Source organism: Shewanella sp. 10N.286.52.A9, from assembly GCF_041468985.1.
Taxonomy (GTDB): Bacteria; Pseudomonadota; Gammaproteobacteria; order Enterobacterales; family Shewanellaceae; genus Shewanella; species Shewanella japonica.
The window spans coordinates 235,245-260,234 of sequence record NZ_JBFRJQ010000011.1; the positions used below are offsets into that span (position 1 = coordinate 235,245).

The 24,990-nt window shown below is 40.3% G+C and carries 17 protein-coding genes; 11 read left to right on the top strand and 6 right to left on the bottom strand.

Annotated features, from left to right (window positions below):
- Positions 1-92: 92 nt before the first annotated feature.
- Positions 93-1,049: a LysR family transcriptional regulator gene (locus AB4128_RS10700; RefSeq protein WP_372037626.1), complete on the bottom strand. Its 957-nt coding sequence runs from the start codon at positions 1,047-1,049 to the stop codon at positions 93-95.
- Positions 1,050-1,504: 455 nt separating this feature from the next.
- Here AB4128_RS10700 and AB4128_RS10705 point away from each other — a divergent pair, with 455 nt between their 5' ends.
- On the top strand, positions 1,505-6,445 hold the full coding sequence (locus tag AB4128_RS10705; RefSeq protein ID WP_372037627.1) for a S8 family serine peptidase: 4,941 nt from the start codon (positions 1,505-1,507) through the stop codon (positions 6,443-6,445).
- A gap of 100 nt (positions 6,446-6,545) precedes the next feature.
- Here AB4128_RS10705 and rsuA read toward each other — a convergent pair whose 3' ends face one another.
- Positions 6,546-7,235: a 16S rRNA pseudouridine(516) synthase RsuA gene (gene rsuA, locus AB4128_RS10710; RefSeq protein ID WP_372037629.1), complete on the bottom strand. Its 690-nt coding sequence runs from the start codon at positions 7,233-7,235 to the stop codon at positions 6,546-6,548.
- 320 nt (positions 7,236-7,555) lie between these two features.
- Here rsuA and AB4128_RS10715 point away from each other — a divergent pair, with 320 nt between their 5' ends.
- The 4 genes from AB4128_RS10715 (at position 7,556) to AB4128_RS10730 (ending at position 11,828) form a co-directional block, all read left to right on the top strand.
- Positions 7,556-9,625, top strand: a complete 2,070-nt coding sequence (locus AB4128_RS10715; protein WP_372037631.1) for a M13 family metallopeptidase — start codon at positions 7,556-7,558, stop codon at positions 9,623-9,625.
- A gap of 286 nt (positions 9,626-9,911) precedes the next feature.
- Complete coding sequence (locus AB4128_RS10720) at positions 9,912-10,706, top strand: RelA/SpoT domain-containing protein (RefSeq protein WP_080916502.1); 795 nt, start codon at positions 9,912-9,914, stop codon at positions 10,704-10,706.
- A gap of 150 nt (positions 10,707-10,856) precedes the next feature.
- Positions 10,857-11,261: an SMI1/KNR4 family protein gene (locus AB4128_RS10725; RefSeq protein ID WP_055026254.1), complete on the top strand. Its 405-nt coding sequence runs from the start codon at positions 10,857-10,859 to the stop codon at positions 11,259-11,261.
- Positions 11,262-11,327: 66 nt separating this feature from the next.
- Complete coding sequence (locus AB4128_RS10730; protein WP_055026255.1) at positions 11,328-11,828, top strand: DUF4447 family protein; 501 nt, start codon at positions 11,328-11,330, stop codon at positions 11,826-11,828.
- A gap of 68 nt (positions 11,829-11,896) precedes the next feature.
- Here AB4128_RS10730 and AB4128_RS10735 read toward each other — a convergent pair whose 3' ends face one another.
- Positions 11,897-12,556 carry a glutathione S-transferase family protein gene (locus AB4128_RS10735; protein WP_372037633.1) on the bottom strand — a complete coding sequence of 220 codons (660 nt, stop codon included), beginning with the start codon at positions 12,554-12,556 and terminating at the stop codon, positions 11,897-11,899.
- A 545-nt stretch (positions 12,557-13,101) separates the two neighbouring features.
- Here AB4128_RS10735 and AB4128_RS10740 point away from each other — a divergent pair.
- Together AB4128_RS10740 and AB4128_RS10745 are read left to right on the top strand one after the other, a co-directional pair.
- The gene (locus AB4128_RS10740) at positions 13,102-14,370 is read left to right on the top strand and encodes an NRAMP family divalent metal transporter (protein WP_080916507.1); all 1,269 of its coding nucleotides are present in this window, start codon (positions 13,102-13,104) and stop codon (positions 14,368-14,370) included.
- Between the two features lie 160 nt (positions 14,371-14,530).
- The gene (locus tag AB4128_RS10745; RefSeq protein ID WP_055026258.1) at positions 14,531-14,995 is read left to right on the top strand and encodes a DUF1456 family protein; all 465 of its coding nucleotides are present in this window, start codon (positions 14,531-14,533) and stop codon (positions 14,993-14,995) included.
- Positions 14,996-15,056: 61 nt separating this feature from the next.
- Here AB4128_RS10745 and AB4128_RS10750 read toward each other — a convergent pair whose 3' ends face one another.
- The gene (locus AB4128_RS10750; RefSeq protein WP_372037634.1) at positions 15,057-15,644 is read right to left on the bottom strand and encodes a hypothetical protein; all 588 of its coding nucleotides are present in this window, start codon (positions 15,642-15,644) and stop codon (positions 15,057-15,059) included.
- Positions 15,645-15,962: 318 nt separating this feature from the next.
- Between AB4128_RS10750 and AB4128_RS10755 the strand changes: the two genes are divergently transcribed.
- The gene (locus AB4128_RS10755) at positions 15,963-17,651 is read left to right on the top strand and encodes an NAD-dependent malic enzyme (protein ID WP_055026260.1); all 1,689 of its coding nucleotides are present in this window, start codon (positions 15,963-15,965) and stop codon (positions 17,649-17,651) included.
- A 68-nt stretch (positions 17,652-17,719) separates the two neighbouring features.
- On the opposite strand, the gene AB4128_RS10760 is transcribed toward AB4128_RS10755, so the two are convergent.
- Positions 17,720-18,403 carry a Crp/Fnr family transcriptional regulator gene (locus tag AB4128_RS10760; RefSeq protein ID WP_055026261.1) on the bottom strand — a complete coding sequence of 228 codons (684 nt, stop codon included), beginning with the start codon at positions 18,401-18,403 and terminating at the stop codon, positions 17,720-17,722.
- Positions 18,404-18,433: 30 nt separating this feature from the next.
- On the bottom strand, positions 18,434-18,868 hold the full coding sequence (locus AB4128_RS10765) for a DUF3069 domain-containing protein (RefSeq protein WP_055026262.1): 435 nt from the start codon (positions 18,866-18,868) through the stop codon (positions 18,434-18,436).
- A 410-nt stretch (positions 18,869-19,278) separates the two neighbouring features.
- Here AB4128_RS10765 and AB4128_RS10770 point away from each other — a divergent pair, with 410 nt between their 5' ends.
- From AB4128_RS10770 to AB4128_RS10780, 3 genes are all read left to right on the top strand, one after another.
- Positions 19,279-21,108, top strand: a complete 1,830-nt coding sequence (locus AB4128_RS10770) for a diguanylate cyclase (protein ID WP_372037636.1) — start codon at positions 19,279-19,281, stop codon at positions 21,106-21,108.
- Between the two features lie 82 nt (positions 21,109-21,190).
- Positions 21,191-23,053: a diguanylate cyclase domain-containing protein gene (locus AB4128_RS10775; RefSeq protein WP_372037637.1), complete on the top strand. Its 1,863-nt coding sequence runs from the start codon at positions 21,191-21,193 to the stop codon at positions 23,051-23,053.
- Positions 23,050-24,963 (top strand): diguanylate cyclase, encoded by a 1,914-nt coding sequence (locus AB4128_RS10780; protein WP_372037638.1) that lies wholly within the window; start codon positions 23,050-23,052, stop codon positions 24,961-24,963. Before AB4128_RS10775 ends, AB4128_RS10780 begins: the two co-directional genes overlap by 4 nt.
- The last annotated feature ends 27 nt before the right edge of the window (positions 24,964-24,990 follow it).

Genomic DNA, 24,990 nt, shown 5'->3' on the forward strand with positions numbered 1-24,990 from the left:
AAAATCAGAAGGCCTTCAATTGAAGGCCTTTTTCGTTATGCAAACACATTATATAATCTGTTGTAAGCAACTCAGTCACACAATGCATGAAATCAAGCCAACACAGTTTCTTGCTTTTCATTTTGCATTGGTGACTCCAATTTAACATCCTCTGCACGCTTAACCAGAAAATCAATAAAACCCTCAGCGGCATTAGAGTGAGATTTTTCTTTTAACGACACCACGCTAAATCGTGCATAAATCAGTGGCATGACATAGGGTGACAATTCAACCAGAACGCCTTTTTCAAGCTGGCTTCTTACCGAAATCTCAGGAGTTAACGCAACTAAATCACCATTAATGATGGACTCTTTAATGGGATGAAATTGATCGAAACGCACCATACCCGAAAAGTCTTCTCGTTGTTGCTTAAACAAGTCCTCAAACGCATCGGCAATAGATTGCGGCATATGACGCGGGATAGCTAATGGATAATCTCTAAATGAAGGTAAAAATAACCGTTGTAGTTGCGTTAATGGGTGATTGGGGCGACAGCAAAAAATCACTTTAAATGGCGGTAATTCGGTTATCGTTAATAATTCACTTTTCTCAAGCTCTGTGACTTTGGTTTCAGCAACAAAAAAATCAATGTCACCGTATATCAACTGTTGATATAAATCTTCCCAAGGGGCGACTTTTAACTCAACGCTCATATCTGCATAATGACGTAAAAATTCACCGACAATCGGTCCAACAAGGCTGTTTGAGGGGATTGGACTGGCACCTACTCGTAATTCTTTATCATCAACCCCTTGAAACAAGGTTACCTCTTGTTCCATTTCTTCGAATTCTTTTAAGATTTTCTGGCCATGTTTGAGTAAAACTTGCCCTAATGCAGTTACAAATACAGGTTTGGAGTCTCGGTTAAGTAACTGTCCACCAATCAGAAGCTCTAAACGCTTAATGCTTTTTGATAAAGAAGGTTGAGTAATATTGAGTATTTCAGCCGCTTTATTAAAGTTTTTTACTTCAGCAAGCAACACAAAATGCTTAATATGCCTCAGCTCCATTTACTTATCCTCCCCGATATTGAACATCTAAAAATCATTAAATTCGGCTCTAATTTCCAAAGTTCAAAACACATTAATTTTATTGTTATTTGGGTAACACGACCTTAGCAAAAGCAAATAACTAATCAATCACAAACCACCCTTCAATCTGTGACCATTTGTATCCCAAAGAACACTTTGAGGCCAAAAACAATAAACGCAACAACTTTGTAACAACTGAGCACCCTTTTAAATTGGAACTTCCTAACTCATTAAAAAACATAATGTTAAACCCCAAATAACAACATTAACAATCAATTAACAGGTGTTATTTTGTATCTCTTATTCCATTTATGCATTCCTTTTGAGCATTTATGCATAGCCCAAAGACATTGGATGTGAATTGTGCTGAACGTTAAAAAGGAGCTGCAGGATTGTGCTTGACCTGTTCAAACAACAATAATAGGGAAGGTTCCATGAAACTAAAAAAAATAAGTCTAATGACGATAGCTGCAATATATGCAGCTGGGGCTGGCGCCGTTGCTACCCCCCCTCAACAAGACGGACCGTTATTGCTTCAAGGTATAGATGTAAAGCCTGTTGATATTTCAAATGAGGAATATCAACAAATGCAAGAAATACAGAGTAAATTGTTAAACCGCGAAGGGTTAACAACTGGGCCAAACCAACATAGAGCCATTAGTGCCAATATAAAAACGCCTTTTCATGTAGAAACGGACTTAGCGCCAGGTGAACATACATATATTATCCAATTAGCCGACCAACCTGTTGCAACCTACAATGGAGGCATTGCTGGCTACTCCGCTACTGCACCAGCCATCACCGCACAACAGTTTGGTAAGCAAACTAAAGCTAAAGTGAATACACAATCAACAGCAAGCCGCAGTTATGTAAACTATCTGCAAAACCAACAAGCGAGTATCCAATCTGAAATCAGCAGTAAAATTGGCGTTGCAGCCGATATTCGCCAGTCATACAAATACGCATTCAACGGTATAAGCATGCAATTAACTCAAGCTCAAGCAGCTAGAGTTGCTAACTTAAACGGCGTTAAAGCCGTAACCCGTTCAGTTATTTTAGAGTTGCATACTGATGTCGGTCCGCAACATATCGGTGCTGACCAAATCTGGAATGGTAATGTCACCGAGGGCACTGAGTTTACAGGTGCTGGTATTAAAGTCGGTATTCTAGATACTGGTATAAACTCTAACCATCCGTCTTTTACCGCAATGGGTGACGATGGTGTCGCCATTTTAAACCCAATGGGTTCAGGTAACTATATTGGTGATTGTGAGCTCGAAGAATTTGCCAACATGTGTAATGACAAATTAATTGGTATTCGCTCTTACACTGAGATTACAGATACTTATGGCGACCCAGCATTTAAAGGTGAAGGTTGGTGGGGGAGCTGGGATAGAGCGCGCCCAGCTAACGGTGAAGACTACAATGGTCATGGATCACACACCGCATCAACGGTTGCTGGTAACGTATTATTTGATGTCGCTTACCAAGTTTCAGAAGCTGGATATGGCGATGAAATAACTGGTCGAGACACTGATCTTGTTTTTCCTCGGGTTTCAGGTGTTGCACCTCACGCTAATATCATTTCATATCAAGTATGTTGGGCTGGTGGTGGCAATGCTCCTTACGCTGGTTGCCCTCAAGAGACGACTTTGAAAGCCATTGATGATGCGATTGCCGATGGTGTCGATGTTATCAACTACTCTATCGGTGGTGCAGAGCAATTTCCATGGGAAGCACCTACCGAATTAGCTTTCTTAGCAGCCCGTGAAGCGGGTATTTCAGTAGCGACTTCAGCAGGCAATGCTGGAGATTACTGGATGGACCATGTATCACCTTGGGTTACCACAGTTGCCGCATCAACACACGGTCGTGTTATTACCTCCAATCCTAAAACCATTGATAGTTTTGAAGGCGGTGAAGAGAGCCCTAGCCCTTATGGACCTATGAATGCTGCATCAATCACTGGTGCATATACAGGACCTGTCGTATTAGCGGCTGATTACAACGCCGATAATGCCAGCTGTGATACACCTTTTGATGTAAATACCTTTACTGCTTACCCTGATGGCAGTGCATTAACAGAGATGCCAATTGTTGTATGTCAACGTAGCGACCAACCTAGAGCAGCAAAAGCAGATAACATTTTGGCTGGCGGTGCAGGTGGATTGATTCTTTATAATATCCAACAAGATTGGGAGTACCCTGTATACGAAGCCATTAAAGTAGAAGATTTCTACTCATTACCAACTGCACACGTCGGTGCATCTGACGGTACTAAACTCGTTACCTGGTTAGCTTCAGGTACTGGTCATCGTGCCAGTTTAAGTGATGCTTCTTTGTATACAGAAATGGGAGAAAGCGACTTACTAGCTGACTTCTCATCAAGAGGCCCAAGCACAACTAACCCAAATGTGATGACTCCAACCGTTGCAGCTCCAGGTGTAGATGTATTTGCCGCTTATGCCAACGATCGTATATTTACGCTTGATGGTTACGGCATGAACTGGGCAGCAATTAGTGGCACTTCAATGGCATCACCACATGTTGCTGGTGCAATGGCATTAATTAAAAATGCTCACCCAGATTGGACTCCTGCGGAAATCCAATCAGCACTCACTACCACAGCATCAGAAGCTAACTTTAGTTACGATCAAGGAGGCGCTGGAGTCATTAATGTGGCAGCAGCAGTTAACGCGACCTTACTGCTTGATGAAACCATTGATAATTACACCAACGCGAACCCAATGGCCGGTGGTGATGTGTCAATGCTCAACACACCATATATTGTAAACCGAGACTGTAAAGGAAGCTGCAGCTGGTTCCGAACAGTTACAGCAGCCGAAGATGGCAGTTGGAATGTGACTGCAGAAGAAATGGGTTACATTGGTGCTTCAATGCTAGATTTAACTGTCACTCCAGCAAGTTTCTCCCTGCAAGCAGGAGAAACCCAGCGTATTATGGTGACAGCTAAATTACCTGATCTTGATTTTCAATCAGACTCTCCACTAGGCGCAGGTAACAGCGATGGTTATAATTTTTACGGTAAACTAACTTTATCACCAAGTGATAGCAGTAAGCCTGTTCAACGTATTCCTGTAATCACTACCTATAAGAAAGCTGATATACCTGTAAATATCCATGCAAAATTTGCTCGTGAACAAGGCACAATGTTGACACCGGATATGGTGTTACCAGCTTCATCATCGGTAGCCGCCACCGTCTATGGTATGAGCATGGGTGAGTCAAAAGAATACCACTTAAAAATGAATGAACTATGGCCATGGGACATTGAAGATTCATTACCTACAGCAGAATCTCAAATAGGCTACCGTATGTTTACAGTACCTGAAGGGACAAAGCGACTCGTGGTAGAAATCACCGATGAGGATAATGAAATCAGATACGCGTCTCGACTAGATCTTGGTCGTGATGTCAATAATGATGGAAAAATCCACTGGAGCAACGAGGCAATCTGTATTTCAGATTGGCGCTTACAAGATTACTGCGCCATCAATAACCCAGAACCAGGTCAATATTGGTATACCGTGACTAACATGAAATGGGGCCAAGGTTGGTATGATCCATATAATAAAGCGAATCGCATTGTGACGAACCTAGTCATGGTCAGTGATGAAGTAAGCTCTGAAGTGACTATTGATGGTATTGAAAGCAATGGTTTTGACCCAGTTAATTTATCATTAAATTGGAGTATGTCAGATGCTGTTGAAGGCGATATTTATCATGGCGTTATCGCATTAGGGACGGACTCTACAAACATGGATGATATTGGTATGCTGCCATTGCGTCTCACCCGTTCAGAAGATGAAGTGGTATTAAATAGCAGTCATACTGGCGCTCAAGTTGGTGATATTGTCGACTTTGAAATAGTTCACGAAGCTAACCTTAACGGCCTAGAACGTGAAGTGAACCTCAATGTGACGCTACCAGAAGGTATGACCTTAATTGCTGACTCGGTGCGTGGTAATGAATTCTTTGAAACCCTTGAAAGTAATGTTGATGCAAACCAAGTTAGCATTAGCGGAATGCAGGCTTCATCACGAGATTCAGAACGTCGCTATGAATTCACTACGAGTCTTGAAGATGACATGTGTCGCCTACCTTTTTCTGATGCAACTCACTTCCTAGACTTGGAAGCTATTGGGGTTGACCAACTACCAGGTTTTAGTAATCAGTGGGATCAGCGCTTTGAAATTCCAGACTTTGTTGGATACGACAAATACTTCCCGCACATCCCACTTTATGGTGTAGCTGCGGAAGATACCGACAACATCATCACCATTCAAGGTGACGGTTTAATGAGATTTGATGCCCATGCCCTATTCTCATTACCTGGAGAGTCTCTTGTATGGGACGGTGCTCGTGACTTATTGATTGCTCCTTTCTGGTTCAAAAACGGAGTTACCATCAATGAATCAGGAATGGACTTAGCAACTTTTACTCCATATGAATATGGCGTTTATGCTGCAGCACTTAATCAAAATCAGTACCTAGCTATCCAATGGAAACGCATGTATGGCTCTATTCCAGGACCATGGGGTAATGAAATAGATTATGACACCCACTATGAGTTTACAATGTTGGCCTCTGCAGACATTGATTTTACCCCAAACACTTATGAAATTATGTTCGCGTACAAAGAAATGAATGAAGATAAAGGTAAACATACTGTAGGCATGAAAGGCTACGAAGGTGTGCGTGGTTTCTACTACCCTGTTAATGGTTACAACTTTGATGAATACGCTATTAATGAGCCTGAAAAGTTAGCTAGTGACATGGTGGTATGTGCTAACTATCAAGGTCCTGAAAGTACTCGTCTTGTTACACGTTTCTCAGCAATGGTCAATACAGCTGCAGTTGGAAGTAATAACGAAGTCACCTTAACTTCTGAGCTGACTAATGCCAATACTGTGACACGAATTATTCCTGTACCTGTTGGTAGCAATATCACAGTTTTTGATATCGCTAACCACGAAATGGATGAGAATAACGTTATGGAAGGGTTAACCGTTGAATATATGCATAGTGAAGGCCGGGCAGTTGCAATGATGGCATCAGGTGAGAATGTTTCTATTGAAGTAGATGGAATGAGCTTTACTATCACTCCAGACACTGACTGGCATGGTGAAACTGAAATCACTGTAACAGTTATGGATGCAGCAAACGAACATGATCATGCCAGCACTAGCTTTATGCTCACTGTAAACTCTGATGGTGTTGATTCAACTCCACCAGCAGAAGAAGTGGCGCCAGATGAAGCGCCAGCTAAATCTGACTCAGGCGGTAGCATGGGGATCTTTAGTCTGATTTTACTTGGTTTACTAGGCGCAAGTCGTCGCCGTAAACTACACTAAAATAGCGTTCCAAAACTAGTGTTTGGGCCTTCTTTAAAGAAGGCCCTTTTTTATGTTCGCGATTAAATTAGCGGAACCTGTTCAAACAAATCAACGTGGATTAAACTGATTTCACTTCTTCATCAGTAAGGTAACGCCACTCACCTTCTAACAGGTCATCTTCCATTTCAATTTTACCTATGGCTTCACGATGCAGATTAATCACCTTATTGCCCACAGCTGCAAACATACGTTTCACTTGGTGATACTTACCTTCACTTATAGTTAGTCTGGCATGAGTAGCATCAATAATGTCAAGTATCGCTGGTTTAGTTAGGCCATCTTCATTTCGTAATTGGACACCTTCAGCAAAAGTCTCAATTAACGCTTCATCCAGTGGTTCAGCAACTTCAACATAGTAGCGTTTGCCACAGTCTTTTTTAGGTGAGGTAATCTTGTGAGACCACAAGCCATCACTGGTAATTAATACAAGGCCGGTTGTGTCCACATCCAAACGCCCAGCAATGTGTAACGTCTCAACTTTTTCGATATCCATTAAACTCAAAACAGACTGGTACTCTTCATCAATAGTTGAGCAAATCGTATCGACAGGCTTATTCATCATAATGTAGCGTTCGCCAATAACCTCGATTTTGCGTCCTTCAATGCAAACCTCAGTATCGGTGCCCACTTTAAAGCTGGCATCTTTAATCACAACGCCGTCACAGGTCACTTCACCTGACTTCAATACTCTTTTTGCTAATGAGCGAGTCAGCTCAGTACTTTCACAGATAAATTTATCTAAACGCATTACTACAACCAATTACCAAGTCTAATGGGTCACTATTATGAGGGCTCAATGAATAAATGAACATCAAATCTTCCACAACCTGTGTTGAGCGGTAATTTTTAGTTACATATCTCCCTGCTAAAAGCTCACATTTTATCAACAAAAGTGGCTAATCCACTTGTTAATTGCCCTTTTGAGCACTTAACATGGACTTCACAACTATAAAGACTGATTTTCTATTTGCACTTTCTTGTTTTAACTCCAATAAACAGAAAGGGTAAATGAAAAGTCAGCATTCAAAGTCCATGAAGGGCTTATTATTACAATGCAAAGGAAACAACATGAAAAAGCTTGTTATTGGAGGGCTTTGCGCCTCTTTGATCGCTGGACTCAGCGCATGTACAAATGAAGTTGAAAATACATCTAAAACGGCGACAGCAGAAGCTGTTCAAGCGGCGTTAACTTCAGGGATTGATTTTCAAAATATCGACAAGTCAGTTCGTCCTCAAGATGACTTTTATGAATACGTAAACGGAACCTGGTTAAAAACGGCTGAGATCCCAAGTGATCGTACTAATATTGGTGCCTTTTACGATTTACGTGAGAATGCTCGTGAAGACGTTAAAGCCATTATTGAAGAAGTAGCAGCAATGCCAACCCTTAAAGCGGGAACAGATGAGCAAAAAGTGGCTGATCTTTACCGTGCCTTTATGGACGTTGAAACCCTCAATAAATTAGGTGTGACACCAATTCAACCTGAGTTCGATAAAATCGCAGCAATTGATTCTAAAGCTGACTTAACCAACTACTTTGCATACAGTCAAGTCAATGGTTACGGCACTCCGCTTGCGTTTTACATCAATGTTGATGCAAAAGATTCAACTCGTTACGCCACACATATTTGGCAATATGGTTTAAGCCTGCCTGAAAAAGACTACTACTTTAATACCGAAGAGCGCTTCGTTAATATCCGTAATGAATTCGTCGCCCATATTGAGAAAATGTTCAATTTAGCAGGTCTTGAAAATGGTAAAGCGGCAGCTGAATCAATTTTAGCCCTTGAAACAGCCATTGCAGAAAAGCATTGGGATGTGGTTGAAACACGTGACAGCACCAAAACATACAACAAAATGATGGTGTCTGAATTAGCTGGAATAGCACCAAACATTGACTGGAAGCAATACTTAGCCACTATGGGCGTTGCTGAGCAAAAAGATATCATTATCAACCAACCAAGCTATGTTAGTGGCCTAAGTGACGTAATTGGTGAAACTGATTTAGCAACACTTAAAACCTACATGACATGGAATGTGTTAACCCATGCGGCAAGTAACTTATCTGAAGAAATTGACGCCGAAAACTTTGCCTTTTTCTCTAAAACCTTAAATGGTCAAGAGCAACAAGAGCCTCGTTGGAAGCGCGGTGTAAATACCGTGAGCGGCACTTTAGGCGAAGTCGTTGGTAAAGTGTATGTTAAGCGTCACTTCACCTCTGCAGCTAAAGAGCGCATGAGTGAGTTAGTTGAAAACCTTCGCGGCGCATACGGCACAAGTATTGATTCACTGGATTGGATGAGTGCAGATACAAAAGTTGCAGCAAAAGACAAACTGGCCAAGTTTAATCCTAAAATTGGCTACCCTGATAAGTGGAAAGACTACAGTAAGTTAACCATCAAAGGTGATGATTTAGTTGGCAATGCACAACGTGCAAGCGTTGAAAGCCACAATAAAGATATCGCAAAATTGGGCGGCCCAATTGATAAAGGTGAGTGGCACATGACGCCGCAAACCGTTAATGCTTACTACAACCCAACCATGAATGAAATTGTATTCCCAGCGGCAATCTTACAACCGCCATTTTTCAATATGCAAGCTGATGATGCTGTTAACTACGGTGGTATTGGTGCGGTAATTGGTCACGAAATGGGTCATGGCTTTGACGATCAAGGTGCTAAGTTTGATGGCGAAGGCAACATGCGTGATTGGTGGACAGAATCTGATTTAGAAGCCTTCACTGCGAAAGGGAAAGCGTTAGTATCACAATACAACGGTTATCAAGTATTTGATGACTTACACGTGAACGGTGAACTCACCTTAGGCGAAAACATTGGGGATTTATCCGGTGTCACTATTGCCTATAAAGCTTACAAAATGTCGCTAGATGGCAAAGAAGCACCGGTCATTGATGGCCTAACAGGTGATGAGCGTTTCTTCATGGGCTTTACTCAAATTTGGCGAGTAAAAATGAAAGAAGAAGCATTACGTAACCGTGTTGCGACAGATCCCCATTCACCAGGTCATTTCCGTGCATTAGGTGCACTGTCAAACATGCCTGAGTTTTACAGCACTTATGACGTAAAAGAAGGCGATAAAATGTATATCGAACCTGCTAAACGCGTCAAAATTTGGTAATGCTATAGAGCAATTGTTATTCATAAAGGAATAGCAGAATATCTAAAGGACATCTTATAGATGTCCTTTTCTTTTTCTAGAAAATAGAAATTAGATCCCTACGAAAATCCTCCTTCACACTATTTACATTGACTTTGTAAAGAAGCGTAAACCATCCGAAACTCAGCAAAATATTCAGCATTGATTCAGCTTCAACCAGCTAAAGTATTCCCATATCTCAAAAGGGTTAGATGATTAACTCCGTTTACTGAATGCACTCAATGTTATCGAGTCTGTGGTATTGCAAATGAATAGAATTTTTCGAACTTTTTTTATCTTTTTATTATTACTAACAACCCGTAATGCTATTGCTGTAACGGTTGATACTAGCGCAGAAAAACCAATTTATGATGTTAGTCATGCTCTAGTAAATGATTTAGACAGTCTATTTAATTTAGCCAGCACAGCAGGTGCAGCCCCCATACAATATACCGATAACCTAGACCAACTGTATGAACGCGCTCCGCTAGCACAAAATGAACTTAGCCGTTTATTAAACGACATCAGCCAAACTTGCCATACACAAGTGATAATCCCTGAGATAAAAACCTATCAACGTGCGCAGCAAAAGATTCAACGTAAATTTGAGGGTGATGCGAGTTATATTACCGATATTGCCAGAGCCACACTGGTTGCAGATGATGTCAGCACCCTGATGCGCAGTTATCACGCCCTTAACCAAAGCACTGAAGTTGTTCAGGTTAAAAACCGCTTTGCTGAGCCAAAAGCGTCTGGTTACCGCGACGTAAACCTGCTGGTTAAACTGCCAGAGTCTGAAATGATCGTAGAAGTGCAATTACACTTAGCTAAAATTGCAGACATCAAAAGTGGTCCAGAACATCAGGTATATCAGCAAATTCAACAAATTGAGGATATTGCTCAAGCCGAGCACCGTCCATTGAATGACTTCGAAATGATGCAAATTGTGCATTTACGTCAGTCATCTCACAAGCTTTACCACAAAGCATGGCTTAGCTATAAACGCCAAAGTCTTGCTCAATTTGACCCAACTCATATAGGAGACCAACCCCAAGCGGCTTAAGCCCACTATTTTCCAGTTTCAACGTTTGCCCCCTTCCTTTCGCACCTTACTTTAAGGTGCATTTTTTTGCGTTTTTGCCAGTGAGATAATTGGTTAACAGCGTTAATCAAGCTATACTCCCGCCATTATTGCCGATAACGGGAAAGACTGATGAATGACGTCATCGAAATGCTTCAAGAGTTAAGTGAAACGGTTCCTGTGCCACTTGAATTACCGACTTTCGAGCAACTGGTTGAAGTGGAAGAACAGATATTAATTTCACTACCAAATGATTTAAAAGAATACCTGCTTTTTGGCAGTGATGTGATTTATGGCGCCATTGAAATGGTGACAGCATCAGACCCTTACTCGCACACTTACTTACCAGAAGTCACGAGCTACGCATGGTCTGTAGGTATGCCAAGAGAATACATTGCTATCTGCCAGCAAGGGGATAACTTTTACTGTATCGACCAAGAAGCCAATATTCGTTTTTTCAAAAACGGACGTATGGCAGACATCATGTGGGAATCGTTATGGGATTGGATTCAAGACATCTGGCTTAAACGCAAATAGAGACTTGTTGGTGAATACTTTTCCCTTGCAAATTAAGACTGCAAAACAGATTAAATAGGAAATACCATGGCTAAATCAAACGCCCTAAACGCAATTGAAATGAAGTGTTTACGCTTATCATTGGGCTTGAACGTAGAACAAATTGCTGAGCTAACTAAAACTACAGCAGATGCTGTCACTGCATGGGAAGCGGGTGAAGCCGATGCGCCTGAAGTTGCGCAAAAGAAGTTGCTGGAAATCGAAGATACGATTGAAATGCAGGTCCTTAATACCACTGACGGTATTGAAGCTTTATTTAAAACTGAGCCTAAACGCCGTTTAGCGTTTGTGGTCTACCCAACACAAGCGATTTATACTCAGTATAATCCTGAGTTTTTAAGCTCACTGCCTTTCACAGAGCTTTATAATACTGCCGCTTGGCGCATCAAAAAAGAGTGCCAAATTGTACTTGAAGTAGAAGTGAGCCTCGTTCCGCTTGAGGTTGAAGCTTATAAAAGTTACCGCGCTGACAGCGGCATGAGCGAGTCTCGTGAAAGTCGAGCTAAATGGGCTGCAACGCAACTTTAGTCAGTCTGTGGCATGTAAAAAAGGAAGCAATTGCTTCCTTTTTTGTTGTCATTTATTCATGTTAATCGCTACTCTTCTTGCGCAGCTTTAGCAATCTTTTCTGACTTTTCTAATGCAGATGTCATTGCGGGGCGCTGCTTCACTCTATCGCGATAAGCGGCAAGTTTTGGCGGAATCGTTTGCTCAAATACGGTTGCCCACAATAAAGTTTGCGTCAGTAAAATATCCGCAATAGTTAATTCATCCCCACAAACATAACCAGTCTCTGGCACCCATAATTCGGCAATGTTGGCGGCTTTATCAAATTCAAATTTTGCCACGGGGAGCATCGCATCTAATCGCTGCTCTTCTGGCAATGCAAAACGGTGTTTACCCATACTCCATAACGGCTGTTCTAACTCACAAATCACAAAGCTCACCCACCGATGGTGCAGTCCAGCTTGTTTACTGCCGGATTCAGGTAAAAATTTACCCTTGCCATATTTTTCAGCAAGATATTGCAAAATCGCAGCGGACTCAGTCATAACAAAATCACCATCCGAAATAACGGGCATTTTGCCACTTGGATTAAGGCTTAAAAATGCTTCACTCCGATTATCACCTTTGGCAAAGTTAAGGAATCTAAACTCCCATTCAACACCTAACTCTTCCAGTAACCATGATACTCTCAGCGCTCTACTTCGGGGCGTGCCATATAAGATGATGCCAGTGCTTACTTCTACGTTCATGTTTTATCTTCCTATGATGAGTTGTCGGTCTGCTTAACAAATGATTGAAAATCAGCTTTCATTAATAGTAAACAAAATAACAGTGCCAGATAGTCCACTTAAAGTAAAAGACGAGCCTGTGGCTCGTCTTACTATTTTCTAGTTTTAAGCTAGCATATGATCATTAAGTTAAAACTGAAATGCGTTAAAACTGATACGTCACTTTACCGTACCATAAAGCCCCAATGGCCGAATGAGTCGCCTGTTCGTATCCCATGAAATCAGCTGCACTAAATAACGTTTGTAATGACTTGTTCGACCTTAACCAAACTGAGCTAAACCACTCCCATGTTTGTTTGCAATTATAGTTAAACTTTCCAGTAGACTATGCTTTATGATGCATTACTTCACTAGATACTAAACCCAATCGCGCCTCTCCATTTGTTGCGCAAGAGTTTCAAAACCATTTGTAAACACAATGTTACTTTTCCAATTAAGGAAAATATGACATAGTCGTAAGCTAATATTTATTAACGTTTTATTTCTATTAATTAAAAAGAAAAATCATGCAAAAAAATAAAACCATAACCGATAGCCAATTTTCTACATCGACATTATTAGCCAGTTTAGGCCCTGGAATATTAATGGCGGCAGCAGCAATCGGCGCGTCACACTTGGTTTCTTCTACTCGAGCTGGCGCAGAGTTTGGCTGGCAATTGGCATGGGTGGTTTTACTGGTTAATCTGCTTAAATACCCGTTTTTTGCTGCTGGCGCCCGCTATACCGCAGCGACAAACGAAAGCCTACTACACGGCTATTTAAAACAAGGTCGTGGTTATTTATTGATGTTCACTTGCCTCAATACCATTGCAGCTATTGCCAGTACTGCAGGGGTGTGTATGTTAACCGCTGCCATGTTGACTCAATTTATTCCTTTACCCATCGATATCCTGGCATTTTTAGTTCTTATCAGTTCCCTTGCATTATTAATCCTTGGCCATTATCAACTCCTCGATAAATTGACCAAAGTCATTATGCTAGCACTAACTTTAACGACCTTAGTGGCAGTTGCACTGGCGTGGCAACACTATCAAGGCCCGATAGTCACAGAGCAAACGGTGAGCCCATGGCAATGGGCTTATGTTGGTTTTTTAGTGGCAATGATGGGTTGGATGCCTGCGCCAATTGAAGTCAGTGCGTGGAACTCCCTTTGGTTACTTGAAAAGAAAAAGACCCAAACTATTTCTAGTAAACAGGCTATATTTGACTTCAACTTAGGCTTTGTTGTCACTGCAATTTTAGCGATTATTTTCCTCGCATTAGGTGCGTTAGTCATGCATGGCAGCGGCGAAGTATTTTCAAGTTCAGGTGCTAAATTTGCCAGTCAGTTAGTGGATTTATATAGCGATGTCATGGGCGAAGAAACACGATATTTAATTGGTTTAGTCGCTTTTTTATGTATTTTCAGTACAACAGTGACCGTTATTGATGGTTATAGTCGCACCTTAGATATTGGTTGGCAGCTGTTAAATAACAAGCAGGATTGTACTAAAAGATTAACCAGAGTCATGTTATTGGTGTCCTCATTGGGGCTAGTATTGATTTGGTTCTTCAAAGGGGCACTATTGCCTTTACTTGAATTTGTCATGACATTGGCATTTCTAACCACAGTCATTTTTGCTTGGTTAAATTTAAGATTGATGACCAGTGAGACACTTCCCGAGCAACACAGGTACGGTACAAAAATGAAAATACTCGCTGGGTTAGGCTTAGTCTATCTCGTTGGGTTTTCGTGCCTATTTATATATTGGAAACTCGCCATCCAGTCGTCGTGACCACAATAAATTTTTGTCTATAATGAATGATGTCAATCTCATTGCAGATAATCTGAACTATTTGGCCTTTTTCAGGTATAATCCGCGTCCGATTTTTATTTAACGGCGAAATAACTAACTTTGCCGTTAAAAAACTGCGCAGCCGCGCCCAGAGACTTATATGATTAACAACGATATTATTCGCCGTCTACGTTTTGTATTTGATTATTCAAATGCCAAAATGATTAAGATTTTCGCTCAAGCCAATGTTGAAGTCAGCACAGATGAAATAATTAGCTTATTAAAAAAAGAAGCGGAAGAAGGCTACAAAGCCTGTAATGACAAGGTTATGTGTCAGTTCTTAGACGGACTAATTATCGAAAAGCGTGGTTTACGCCCGGGTAGTGAAGTCCCAGCACCAGTTAAAAACCTCACTAATAATTTAATTTTCAAAAAATTACGTATTGCACTAGAGCTTCGTGAAGATGATATTATTGAAATTTGTGGTTTAGCGGACTTTGTCATTGGCAAGTCAGAATTAGGGGCGTTATTCCGTAACCCTGACCACAAGAACTATAAGACATGTGGCGATCAGATCCTGCGTAATTTCTTACATGGCTTATCAATTAAACACCGTGGCGTGTAATCAAATTAGATAAACATTTACCTTGAAAGCACAGCATTGGCTGTGCTTTTTTGTGGCTTTTTTACCTCTTGCTTAATGCCACTTCATCCCAATAAACAACTTGATTAAATGCTTGAGCTAATAGCGTATTAAGTTGCTCAAAACTTCTCACTTCTGTTTCTTCACCGCTAATACATGACCAAACAAATCGATGACAGTTATTTGTAAATAAATCATAGTCCCGATATTGATAGATGGCTTGCTCTGCTCGAGCCAATGCTTTTGGCGCGACAAGGGGCTGATGTAAATGGTTACACGCTTGAAAAATACAACTACCGGTTCGTCCTTGTAAAAATCGCTTAGCCGATATCACTCGAATCAAACCGCTTCCGTGCAATTCAACTAAATGGTCATCCCCCACCCAAATACCTGTATGCTCAATCACACCAAAGACGAAACAACATACAATAGCCCCAGGGGCGGCATCAACTTTGGCGTCGCCTTTATGCCAAATACTAGGAGTTAACGGGCTCACAGACTTACCATTAGGCACTTTGGGCGCGCGCCCCATACGACGTTCATGCTGAATTGTTTTTCGCTGCTGACGATCATCTGCCAGCATGATTGCACCAATAGCGACAGTACCGAGCCAAATAAGAGGAAGCGCCATTCTCACCCCATAAAGTTACCATCATGTCTATACACAGCATGGCACTTAACGACCATAATGTCAGAACCAAAAATGTTACGACATTTTGCAATCTTAATACTGCTGAATATGCCTATGCTTCATTTAACAAACACCAAGATGACTCTGACGTCACTATTTAGCTGAAAAAAAGTGTGAAATAGCTCACTTAACAGACCACAAAAAATCTTAGTTGTGTTAACCTTCATCGATAATTAAAAAAGTCTATTTTTAGGCAGTCACAATTGGCTATTTATAGATAAAAATAACAGTCATTCGACACTGACAATAAGGTTTCCAATGGACGATAATAAACGCCCCCTCTATCTTCCTTTCGCAGGTCCAGCCATTCTTGAGTCTCCTTTGCTAAATAAAGGCACAGCCTTTAGTGAAGAAGAACGCATTTACTTTAACCTCGAAGGGCTTATTCCTTGGGTCATTGAAACCATTGAAGAACAAGCATCACGTGCTTACGAGCAATATAAAAGTTTTAGTAATGATTTGGATAAGCACATTTATTTGCGCAACATCCAAGACACTAACGAAACCTTGTTCTACCGATTAGTTCGTAACCATATCAGTGAGATGATGCCTATCATCTACACCCCAACTGTGGGGCTCGCCTGTGAGCGTTTTTCAAAAAACTATCGTCGTAACCGTGGATTATTTATCTCATACGATAACAAAGATCGTATTGATGACATTCTCAATAATTCGACTCGCCATAAAGTAAAAGTCATTGTGGTAACAGATGGTGAGCGAATTTTAGGCTTGGGTGACCAAGGCATTGGCGGTATGGGGATCCCTATCGGTAAGTTGTCGCTGTATACCAGCTGTGGCGGTATTAGTCCGGCTTATTGTCTCGCAATCACATTAGATGTGGGCACAGATAATCCTAATTTATTAGATGATCCTATGTACATGGGGTCGCGTCATCCTCGTATTGGTGGCGAAGAATACGCCGACTTTATTGAAGAATTTATGCAGGCGGTGAATCGTCGCTGGCCTGATGCACTGATCCAATTTGAGGATTTTGCGCAGAAAAATGCAATGCCGTTACTTGAGCGTTATAAAGACAGATTCTGTACTTTTAATGATGACATTCAAGGCACCGCTGCAGTTACCGTAGGCTCACTTCTCGCAGCATGTAAGGCAGCCGGAACCCAATTATGTCAACAGCGTGTTGCCTTTTTAGGGGCTGGCAGCGCAGGTTGTGGTATTGCCGAGGCCATCGTGGCACAAATGGTGGCAGAAGGTATTTCTGACGAGCAAGCCCGTTCACAAGTGTTTATGGTCGACCGTTGGGGCTTGTTATTAGATAACATGCCTACTCTATTAGATTTCCAGAAAAAACTGGCTCAAAAAACGGTGAATGTTCAGCAATGGGATGGGTTTAGCGATCATATTTCATTATTGGATGTGGTTAATAACGCTAAACCAACTGTCTTGATTGGGGTTTCTGGCGCACCAGGTTTGTTCACTGAAGAAATCATTCGAGCAATGCATAGCCATTGCGAACGCCCAATTGTGTTCCCATTATCTAATCCAACAAGTCGTGTTGAAGCAACACCGAAAGACGTTTTGCATTGGACATCCGGTCAAGCACTCGTTGCCACAGGCAGTCCGTTTGAGCCTGTTGTCATCGAAGGTGAAACCTATGAGATTGCTCAATGTAATAATAGCTTTATTTTCCCAGGCATTGGCTTGGGTGTATTAGCCAGCGGAGCAACCCGGGTTTCAGATGAAATGCTTATGGCATCAAGCCGTGCGCTTTCTGAATGCTCTCCTCTAGGTAAAAACGGCACAGGTTCATTACTCCCCGCCCTTGAAGACATTCAAGAGGTGAGTAAATACATTGCTTTTGCAGTTGCTAAAAAAGCCATTGAACAAGAACTGGCATTACCTTGCCCTGATGAGCTATTAACGCAGAAAATTGATAGTAATTTCTGGGAGCCTGAGTACCGTCGCTACCGACGCACTTCTTTCTAGTGCTGCAAATCAGCCACAAAAAAGCCTAGCTAAATTAGCTAGGCTTTTTTATATCTTCAATGGTAAATTTACATCACCACTCTGTCTTCTAAAGACTGAGCTAAGGCTGCATAGTCATTGATATACAGCTTACCTCGAACCAATTCAATTAACCCTTCTTGAGCTAATTTATTCAATACTTCATTGACTCTTGGTCGGCTAACGTTAGCGATTTCGCTAAGTTGTTGCTGGGTAATTTTAATTTCGATTCTAGGAAGATTAGTCGACTTCTTACTTCGTACTAATTCCAATAAAAAGAACGCAATACGCTCTTCAATTCCATAGAAAGACAAATGCATACCTTGAACAATTTTGGGGCTATTTGTACGCATAATACTGTACAAAAGTTTATAAACCTCATTGTTTCTTTTAGCCAACTCATTAAGTTCACTTTTTGGAAAAAACAAACTTTTGAGCGGCTCAAGCTCACAGGTGTATAAATTGATTTTGGGGTATATCTCAATAGCAACAGCACCCACCCACATTTGCTTACCAAAAATAAAGCTCGCTAATGGTCGGTTATCAATACTTGTCGTTGCAAATGTTCCTAATCCTTGAACACAATAATAAATACCGCGTTGTTGGTCACCGTCGATCAAAGTGGAATAACGATCAATTCCATCAATTTCGATAGCCAGATCCATGATTTCAGCTTTAGTGATTTCACTTAACTCACAAGGCCACTGGATCTGCTTAGTTGATAATAAAGACATTTACACTCCCAAAATGCGTAATCACTTGTCTTAAATAGCCATCACTTGTTTAAAGCTATTTAATAAAGAACGGTCAGTTCTTGCTTTCTTTAATTTCTTAATACTTTCTTTGAGTGACTGTTCGGCTAATCGGCCAAACACCCCATCATATTCTTTTTCATCGATCGCTTCGTCTGAGTCTGCTTCATCAGCAATTTCTTGAGCAACACGACTCAACTGCATCCAAGCATTGGCAATATAAAACCCATGAAACTCAGCTTGCGGCATCAATTTTTGCGCACTTGCAGGCAAACTCTGCCAACTTTTTTCAAATAAGCCTGCATTGTCTTGGATCAGTTCTTTAAATAAGCCTTCATAAGCCTCTAAAAGAGTTTCTGGCAACTTATCCATAGGCAAAACTTTATTTGCCACATTAAACGAAATCGCTTTTGCAGTAGCTTGATATTCAGCAGTTCTTTCAATCATTAATTATTTCTCAAGTTAAGATTTTTATTGTATTGCCGAGTAAAAATTCATCTTGCCACCCCAAATTCATCTAAAAAAATCTACTACCATTATTTTATTTTGGTATTTTTTCACAATTATTTAAATGATGTTTGAGAAGGTTAACAAAGTGAATAGACACCTGACTAGTACATTTGTTTTAGTTTATAATAATTTAACTATTATAACCAAAACAAATGTTATTAAAGTAACACTAAGCAACTAATTTAATTAGTTTTAAACACAAACGACATACACTGCATTTACTTTTAGCCACTTGATTGAACAATTATAATTATATGCCATAATGGAATAATATTTATAAACAATATGAGAAAAACCTAATCAACACTCTGCTTAAATATGCACTCGCTTTCGCTATTAGCGTGTCTTTGCTAACTCAAGTAGCAACAGCCAGCAGCACCCCTCAACAACGAATAGATCAGTTATTTGAGATATTTTTTTTGGGAGAAGAAGGCGATCTTGAGTTATTAAACAAGTATCTTGCAGAGCTTGATCAATTAATCCCAGCTGACGATATAAAGCAACGTGAAAAGCTTATCCCACTCCAATGTTGGTACCATCCTTCTGAAACGACCGAGGAGTTTCAAAAAGCCATCAAGCATGCCGAAGTATTAATGGAGGCGCATCAAAAAAGCTATCCTTCAGAGCTGCATGCAGATTTATTATTATGTCGCGGTTCACATTACCAATATTCAGGTAAACCGGAACAAGCGAAATTGGATTATGACGCAGCAATTAAAGAAGCGTATTTGATTGAAAATATGCGCTTAATAGCAGATGGCAGAAGCATGAGAGGCACCATGTTATCTTATGAAGGTGATTACACTGGTGCCCTTGAAGACCTAATCCCTGCTCAATCCATGTATGAACAACTCAACCTAACTTACTGGGCACGGGTTAATTTAAGTGAAATAGCCAATAGCTATCGCCGTTTTGGCGACCCGCAAATGGCACTGACATATCAACTCAAACTTGAAAAAGCATACCTAGATAATAATCAGCTAGTAGAAGCGTTTGATACCAATACGCAAATAGCCTACTCCTATGAGGCATTAGGTGATAATCAATTGGCTTTAGAGCGACATCAAAAAAGTTACCAATATTGGCACCAACAAAAGAATTCACTTTCAGCTGCAGCTTCTGCTGTAGATATGGCTGGAATATTAATCAAGTTGAATCAAGTAGATGAAGCTGTTGAAATTTTAGAGCAAGCAGAAAATACAGTCACAATTGAATTTGATGGCCTTTTTAGTTTCATGAAATTATTCAGTGCCCAAGCGGCACTGATTAAACAACATCCCGAAAAAGCCCTGGAATATGCTGAAGAAGCTGAATCAGGGTTTAATGTTAGCAATAACGATCGTGGGTTAAGCCAGCTATACACTCTACGAAATCAAATCTATTTATCCATTAAAGATTACCAATCTGCTCATCAAGCACTAACAGATTATCTCAACGTTCATCATAAGCTTGATCAACTCAGTCTAACGAGTCGAAATAGTGAAATGAGAGCACGGTTTAACACCGATAAAATTGAAGCTGAAAATCAAAACTTACTCTCAATACAGCTCATAAAGGAAAAAGAATTAGCAGCGCTTGAGCAAAACAAACGATTGCAAAACATTATCATTATATTGGTCGCGATCATTTTAATCATCGTGACTATATATGCGGTAAAACAAGTCAAGCGCAAACAAAAATTCAAAGATCTTGCATTGACTGATGAGCTCACGAAACTGGCTAACCGACGCCATACCTACGCGTTAGCTAAAACATATATTAACCAAGCAAAAACCGAGCATAGCCAATTTTCGGTTATTTCTTTTGATGCGGATCATTTCAAGAAAGTCAACGATACGCTAGGACATGACATTGGCGACAAAGTGTTGATAAAACTTGCTAAAATAGCAAAAGAGTTGATGCGTAAATCCGATACTGTTGGTAGAGTCGGAGGGGAAGAGTTCCTGATTTTATTACCTGGAGCAAATGAACAACAAGCTTATGATATCGCAAGTAGGTTTATTGTGAGAATTGCTGACGCTGATTGGGATACTATCGCGCCAGAGCTTAAACAAACGGTCAGTGCAGGCGTCACGCATTATCAAAATGGCGATAATTTTGAAAACATGCTTTTGCGTGTCGATAATGCACTTTATCAAGCAAAATCTGCAGGAAGAAACTGCGTTAAAACGGTATAACACATTGCTGTGTCAACGACATTATTGGCCTTTTATAAACAAGATTACGAGTCCAATTATTAAACTCACTTTTTGTCTATGTTTGATTTTATTAGGTTGTTTTACCCAACACGTTTTCGCTAACCCTATACAAAACCAAGCTGCAGACGATATTTTCAATCAGTTCAATAATGATGAACTGACAGGCACGTTATTCACCGATGAAAAATTGCTGGAGCTTAAAGCCCTTATTGCTCCTAATGACTTACCTCGCCTTCAAGCTCTTGAGACGTTTACATGTAAACAAGTTCGTGCACATGAAACTGATAAGTTGCACGCCTTAATCAAATCAACAGACTCAATATCAAACGGTCATTATTATGCGAAAAGCACCCCGATATTATTGAACCTTTGCCGCTCTAAAGCACTACGTTACCTCGGTAAGCATGAGCAAGCTAAAGCAATCAACCTAGCAATGCTAGCTTCAGCGACAGAGCTTAACGATGAAAATGTATTAGCGAGTGTTCATAACTCTATTGGTCAACAGGCGCTATTTGAAAACCAGTTTTTTAATGCTATAGAAAGCATTAGCAAGTCCTATGAGCTTCACCAAAAAATCGGCCATACAAACTCGGCTAATTTGAATATTATCGAATTGGCGAGTGCTTACAGACGCTTAGGCGATAACGATAAAGCACTATATTATTATGGCATTGCCGAGCAGCGTCTCATTGAAAACCAAAGTCACATTTTACTGGCGATTGTTCAGCATTCATTGGCTTACATAAAACTTGATAATGGTGAATATCAAACCGCTTTAGCATATTTTCAAGATGTATTAAACGTCGCCAATAAATCGAACAACCAGCTGTATCAAACGCGTATTAAAGTCGATATGGCTGCACCGTTAATCAAACTATCACGATTAGAAGAAGCTGATAGGATTCTGACTGATGCACAAACCATTATTGATGAAGAAATGTTCTCTCATTATGGCTATATGCATGCTTATCTATTTGAATTACGTTTCTTGCAATCACTCAATGAGCAAGCATTGCGTCATTTTATAGAAGCTGAAAGAAGCTTTAAAAAATACAATAATAAAAAAGGGCTTTCCCTTATTTACCAACTCATTAGTGAATACTTTGCCCAACAACAGGATTACAAAACGGCTAATCATTGGCATCATCAATTTCTGACTATCCATCTTGAACTGGATAAAGCAACACAAGAAACCTATAACTCTGAAATGAGAATACGATTCGACTCTAAACAACTCGAAGATCAACAAGACCAATTATTGCAGTTTCAAGCATTGAAAGAACAACAACTTGAAGCCCTAAAAACAAAGCAGCGATTACAATACATAGCGTTAATGTTAACTGCGGTATTTTTTATTATTCTTGTGACGTTTTTAATAAAGCTAATAAAAAAATCAATTCAATACAAAAACTTATCATTAACAGATCCGCTCACTGAGCTGCCCAATCGATTATTCGCTTATCAAGTGTTAAGTAAGTTATTGGCACAAAAAAACCAATTTTCGATTCTACTTTTGGATGTTGACCACTTTAAATCAGTCAATGATCAATACGGTCATGATGCGGGAGATCGTGCTCTTCAACTCATTGCTAAGCAATGTTTAAGCATACTGAATAAAGATTACACCTTATCTCGTATTGGTGGTGAAGAGTTTTTAATCATCATGCCAAGTACCGATAAAACGCAAGCCATTCGTTTTGCTGCCAACATTAACCAAAAAGTAAAATTAATAGACACGACCTCCTTGGCAATGAATAAACCTTTTACCGCCAGTATTGGTATCAGTAGTGTGACGTCATCAACCACAATTTCAGCTCAGTTAAAGCAAGCCGATATTGCACTTTATAAAGCGAAAAATAACGGGCGTGATAATACGGTTCATTTTCAAGATTGCTCCTCTCATGAAAGGGAGGAACAGCAATGAAGCATTATTTAAGGCTGCCCGCGTTGCTAAAAGGTTGCTTGGGTTTATTAAGCTTATTGTTATCAATCACATCTTTGGCCAATACAATGGAAGCCAATGAATTCAGTAACCCTGAATTTGATGCGCTGTTTACCATCGTTGATCATGGCGATATCAATGATGAACGCTATCCACAAACCATAGAGCAACTTACGCAAATGATCACTAAAGGTGACATGGTTAGAACCCATAAACTGTTACCTAAACAATGCTTAGCTTTTAACTTTTTTGAGCCAGAACAAAATGAGCAGGCAGCAAGTTTCATTATCAATGCCTATGAAAATTACCCAGAAATGCCACACGCCATTCGCATTGAATTATCACTATGTGAAGCAACGCTCCTGCGTTACCGTGGTGAAATAAACAACGCAAATGAATTAATAAAACAAGCGCTAGCTGACGCTAAACAAATCGAACACTTACGCTTAATAGCTGACGCTTACTCCATGCTAGGTCAAATTGCTTCTTATACCGGTGACTTTGCTATTGCGTTAGAAAACTTGCTGCAGTCTTATGAAATCTACCAAGGGCTTAACTTACCAACACTAGAACATTTAGGGTTACTTGATTTAGCGATTACCTACCGCAGATTAGGTGAAACTGACACAGCACTTAAATACTACCAGGAAGTTGAACGTCAATTTAGTTCAACAGGACAAACGGCCTTAGTCATGATCGTAAAAAACGATATGGCTTACGCCTATGAAGATTTGCAACAATATCAAAAGGCAGCAGACAACTATTTATCAATTTACAATTATTATCAAAAAGTGCATACCGACCCCACATTCGTTGCCCGGGTTGCTGTTGATATGTCATCGGCACTTATACACCTAGGTCAATATCAGCAAGCACTCAACTATTTAAATCAATACGAAAACATCGTCAGTCCAGCTGTTGATACCCATTATAGTTTCTTGCAACTACACCAAGCCCAAGCTAAACATGGACTCGGTCAAACACAAGCAGCATTACCCCATTTAGAAAAAGCCATTGCGGGATTTGATAAAAATAACAATAAACGTGGCCACGAGATGTTACTCAAACTACAAGTTGAAATTTATGAATCACTTGAATGGTGGCAACAAGCGTACGAAGCACAGTTAGCCTTATACGACATTCATGTATTGCTAGATAAAGCCCTTAAAAACCAAGCTAGTACAGAGATGCGCGTTCGATTTGACAGCCAAAAATTAGAAGCAGAAAACGCAGAGTTAGTCGCCTTTCATCAACTTAAAGATGAGCAACTTGTTATCAGACAGGATAATGAACGCTTACAGGTTTTGGCATTGATGTTAGGAGTAGCATCAGTACTCACATTAGTGTTATTCAGCGTATTTCTCAATAAAAAGTCTAAGCAATTAAAGTATTTAGCGCTAACAGACTTATTGACTCAACTCCCCAATAGATTGAGCTTTTATCGTAGAGCCAATAGTGCGTTTGATAAGCATATTCAAGATAAAACCCCTCTTTCTATTATTTCGATTGATATCGACCACTTTAAAAAGGTTAATGATAACCACGGTCATGTATGTGGTGATAGAGTATTAAAAGCTGTTGCTAATATTATTCGTAAACACATCAAAGAGGATGATATTGCAGGGCGTGTTGGAGGAGAAGAATTTATCATTTTGCTCCCCAAAGCCCGTTCTCAAGCTGCTGTTAGCTTAGCTCAGGAAATTTCAGCAAGCGTTAATTTATACCAATTCTCCAATTTTAGTGACAACCTTGAGGTCACAATCAGTGGTGGCGTCAGCACTAGCCACGGAGAAACCACCTTATCTCAGTTAATCAAAAAAGCTGATTTGGCGCTTTACAGAGCAAAACACCAAGGTCGAAACCAGATCGTTTACTTTCATGATGATGACTAATGCATAAACACGTATAATATCGATATC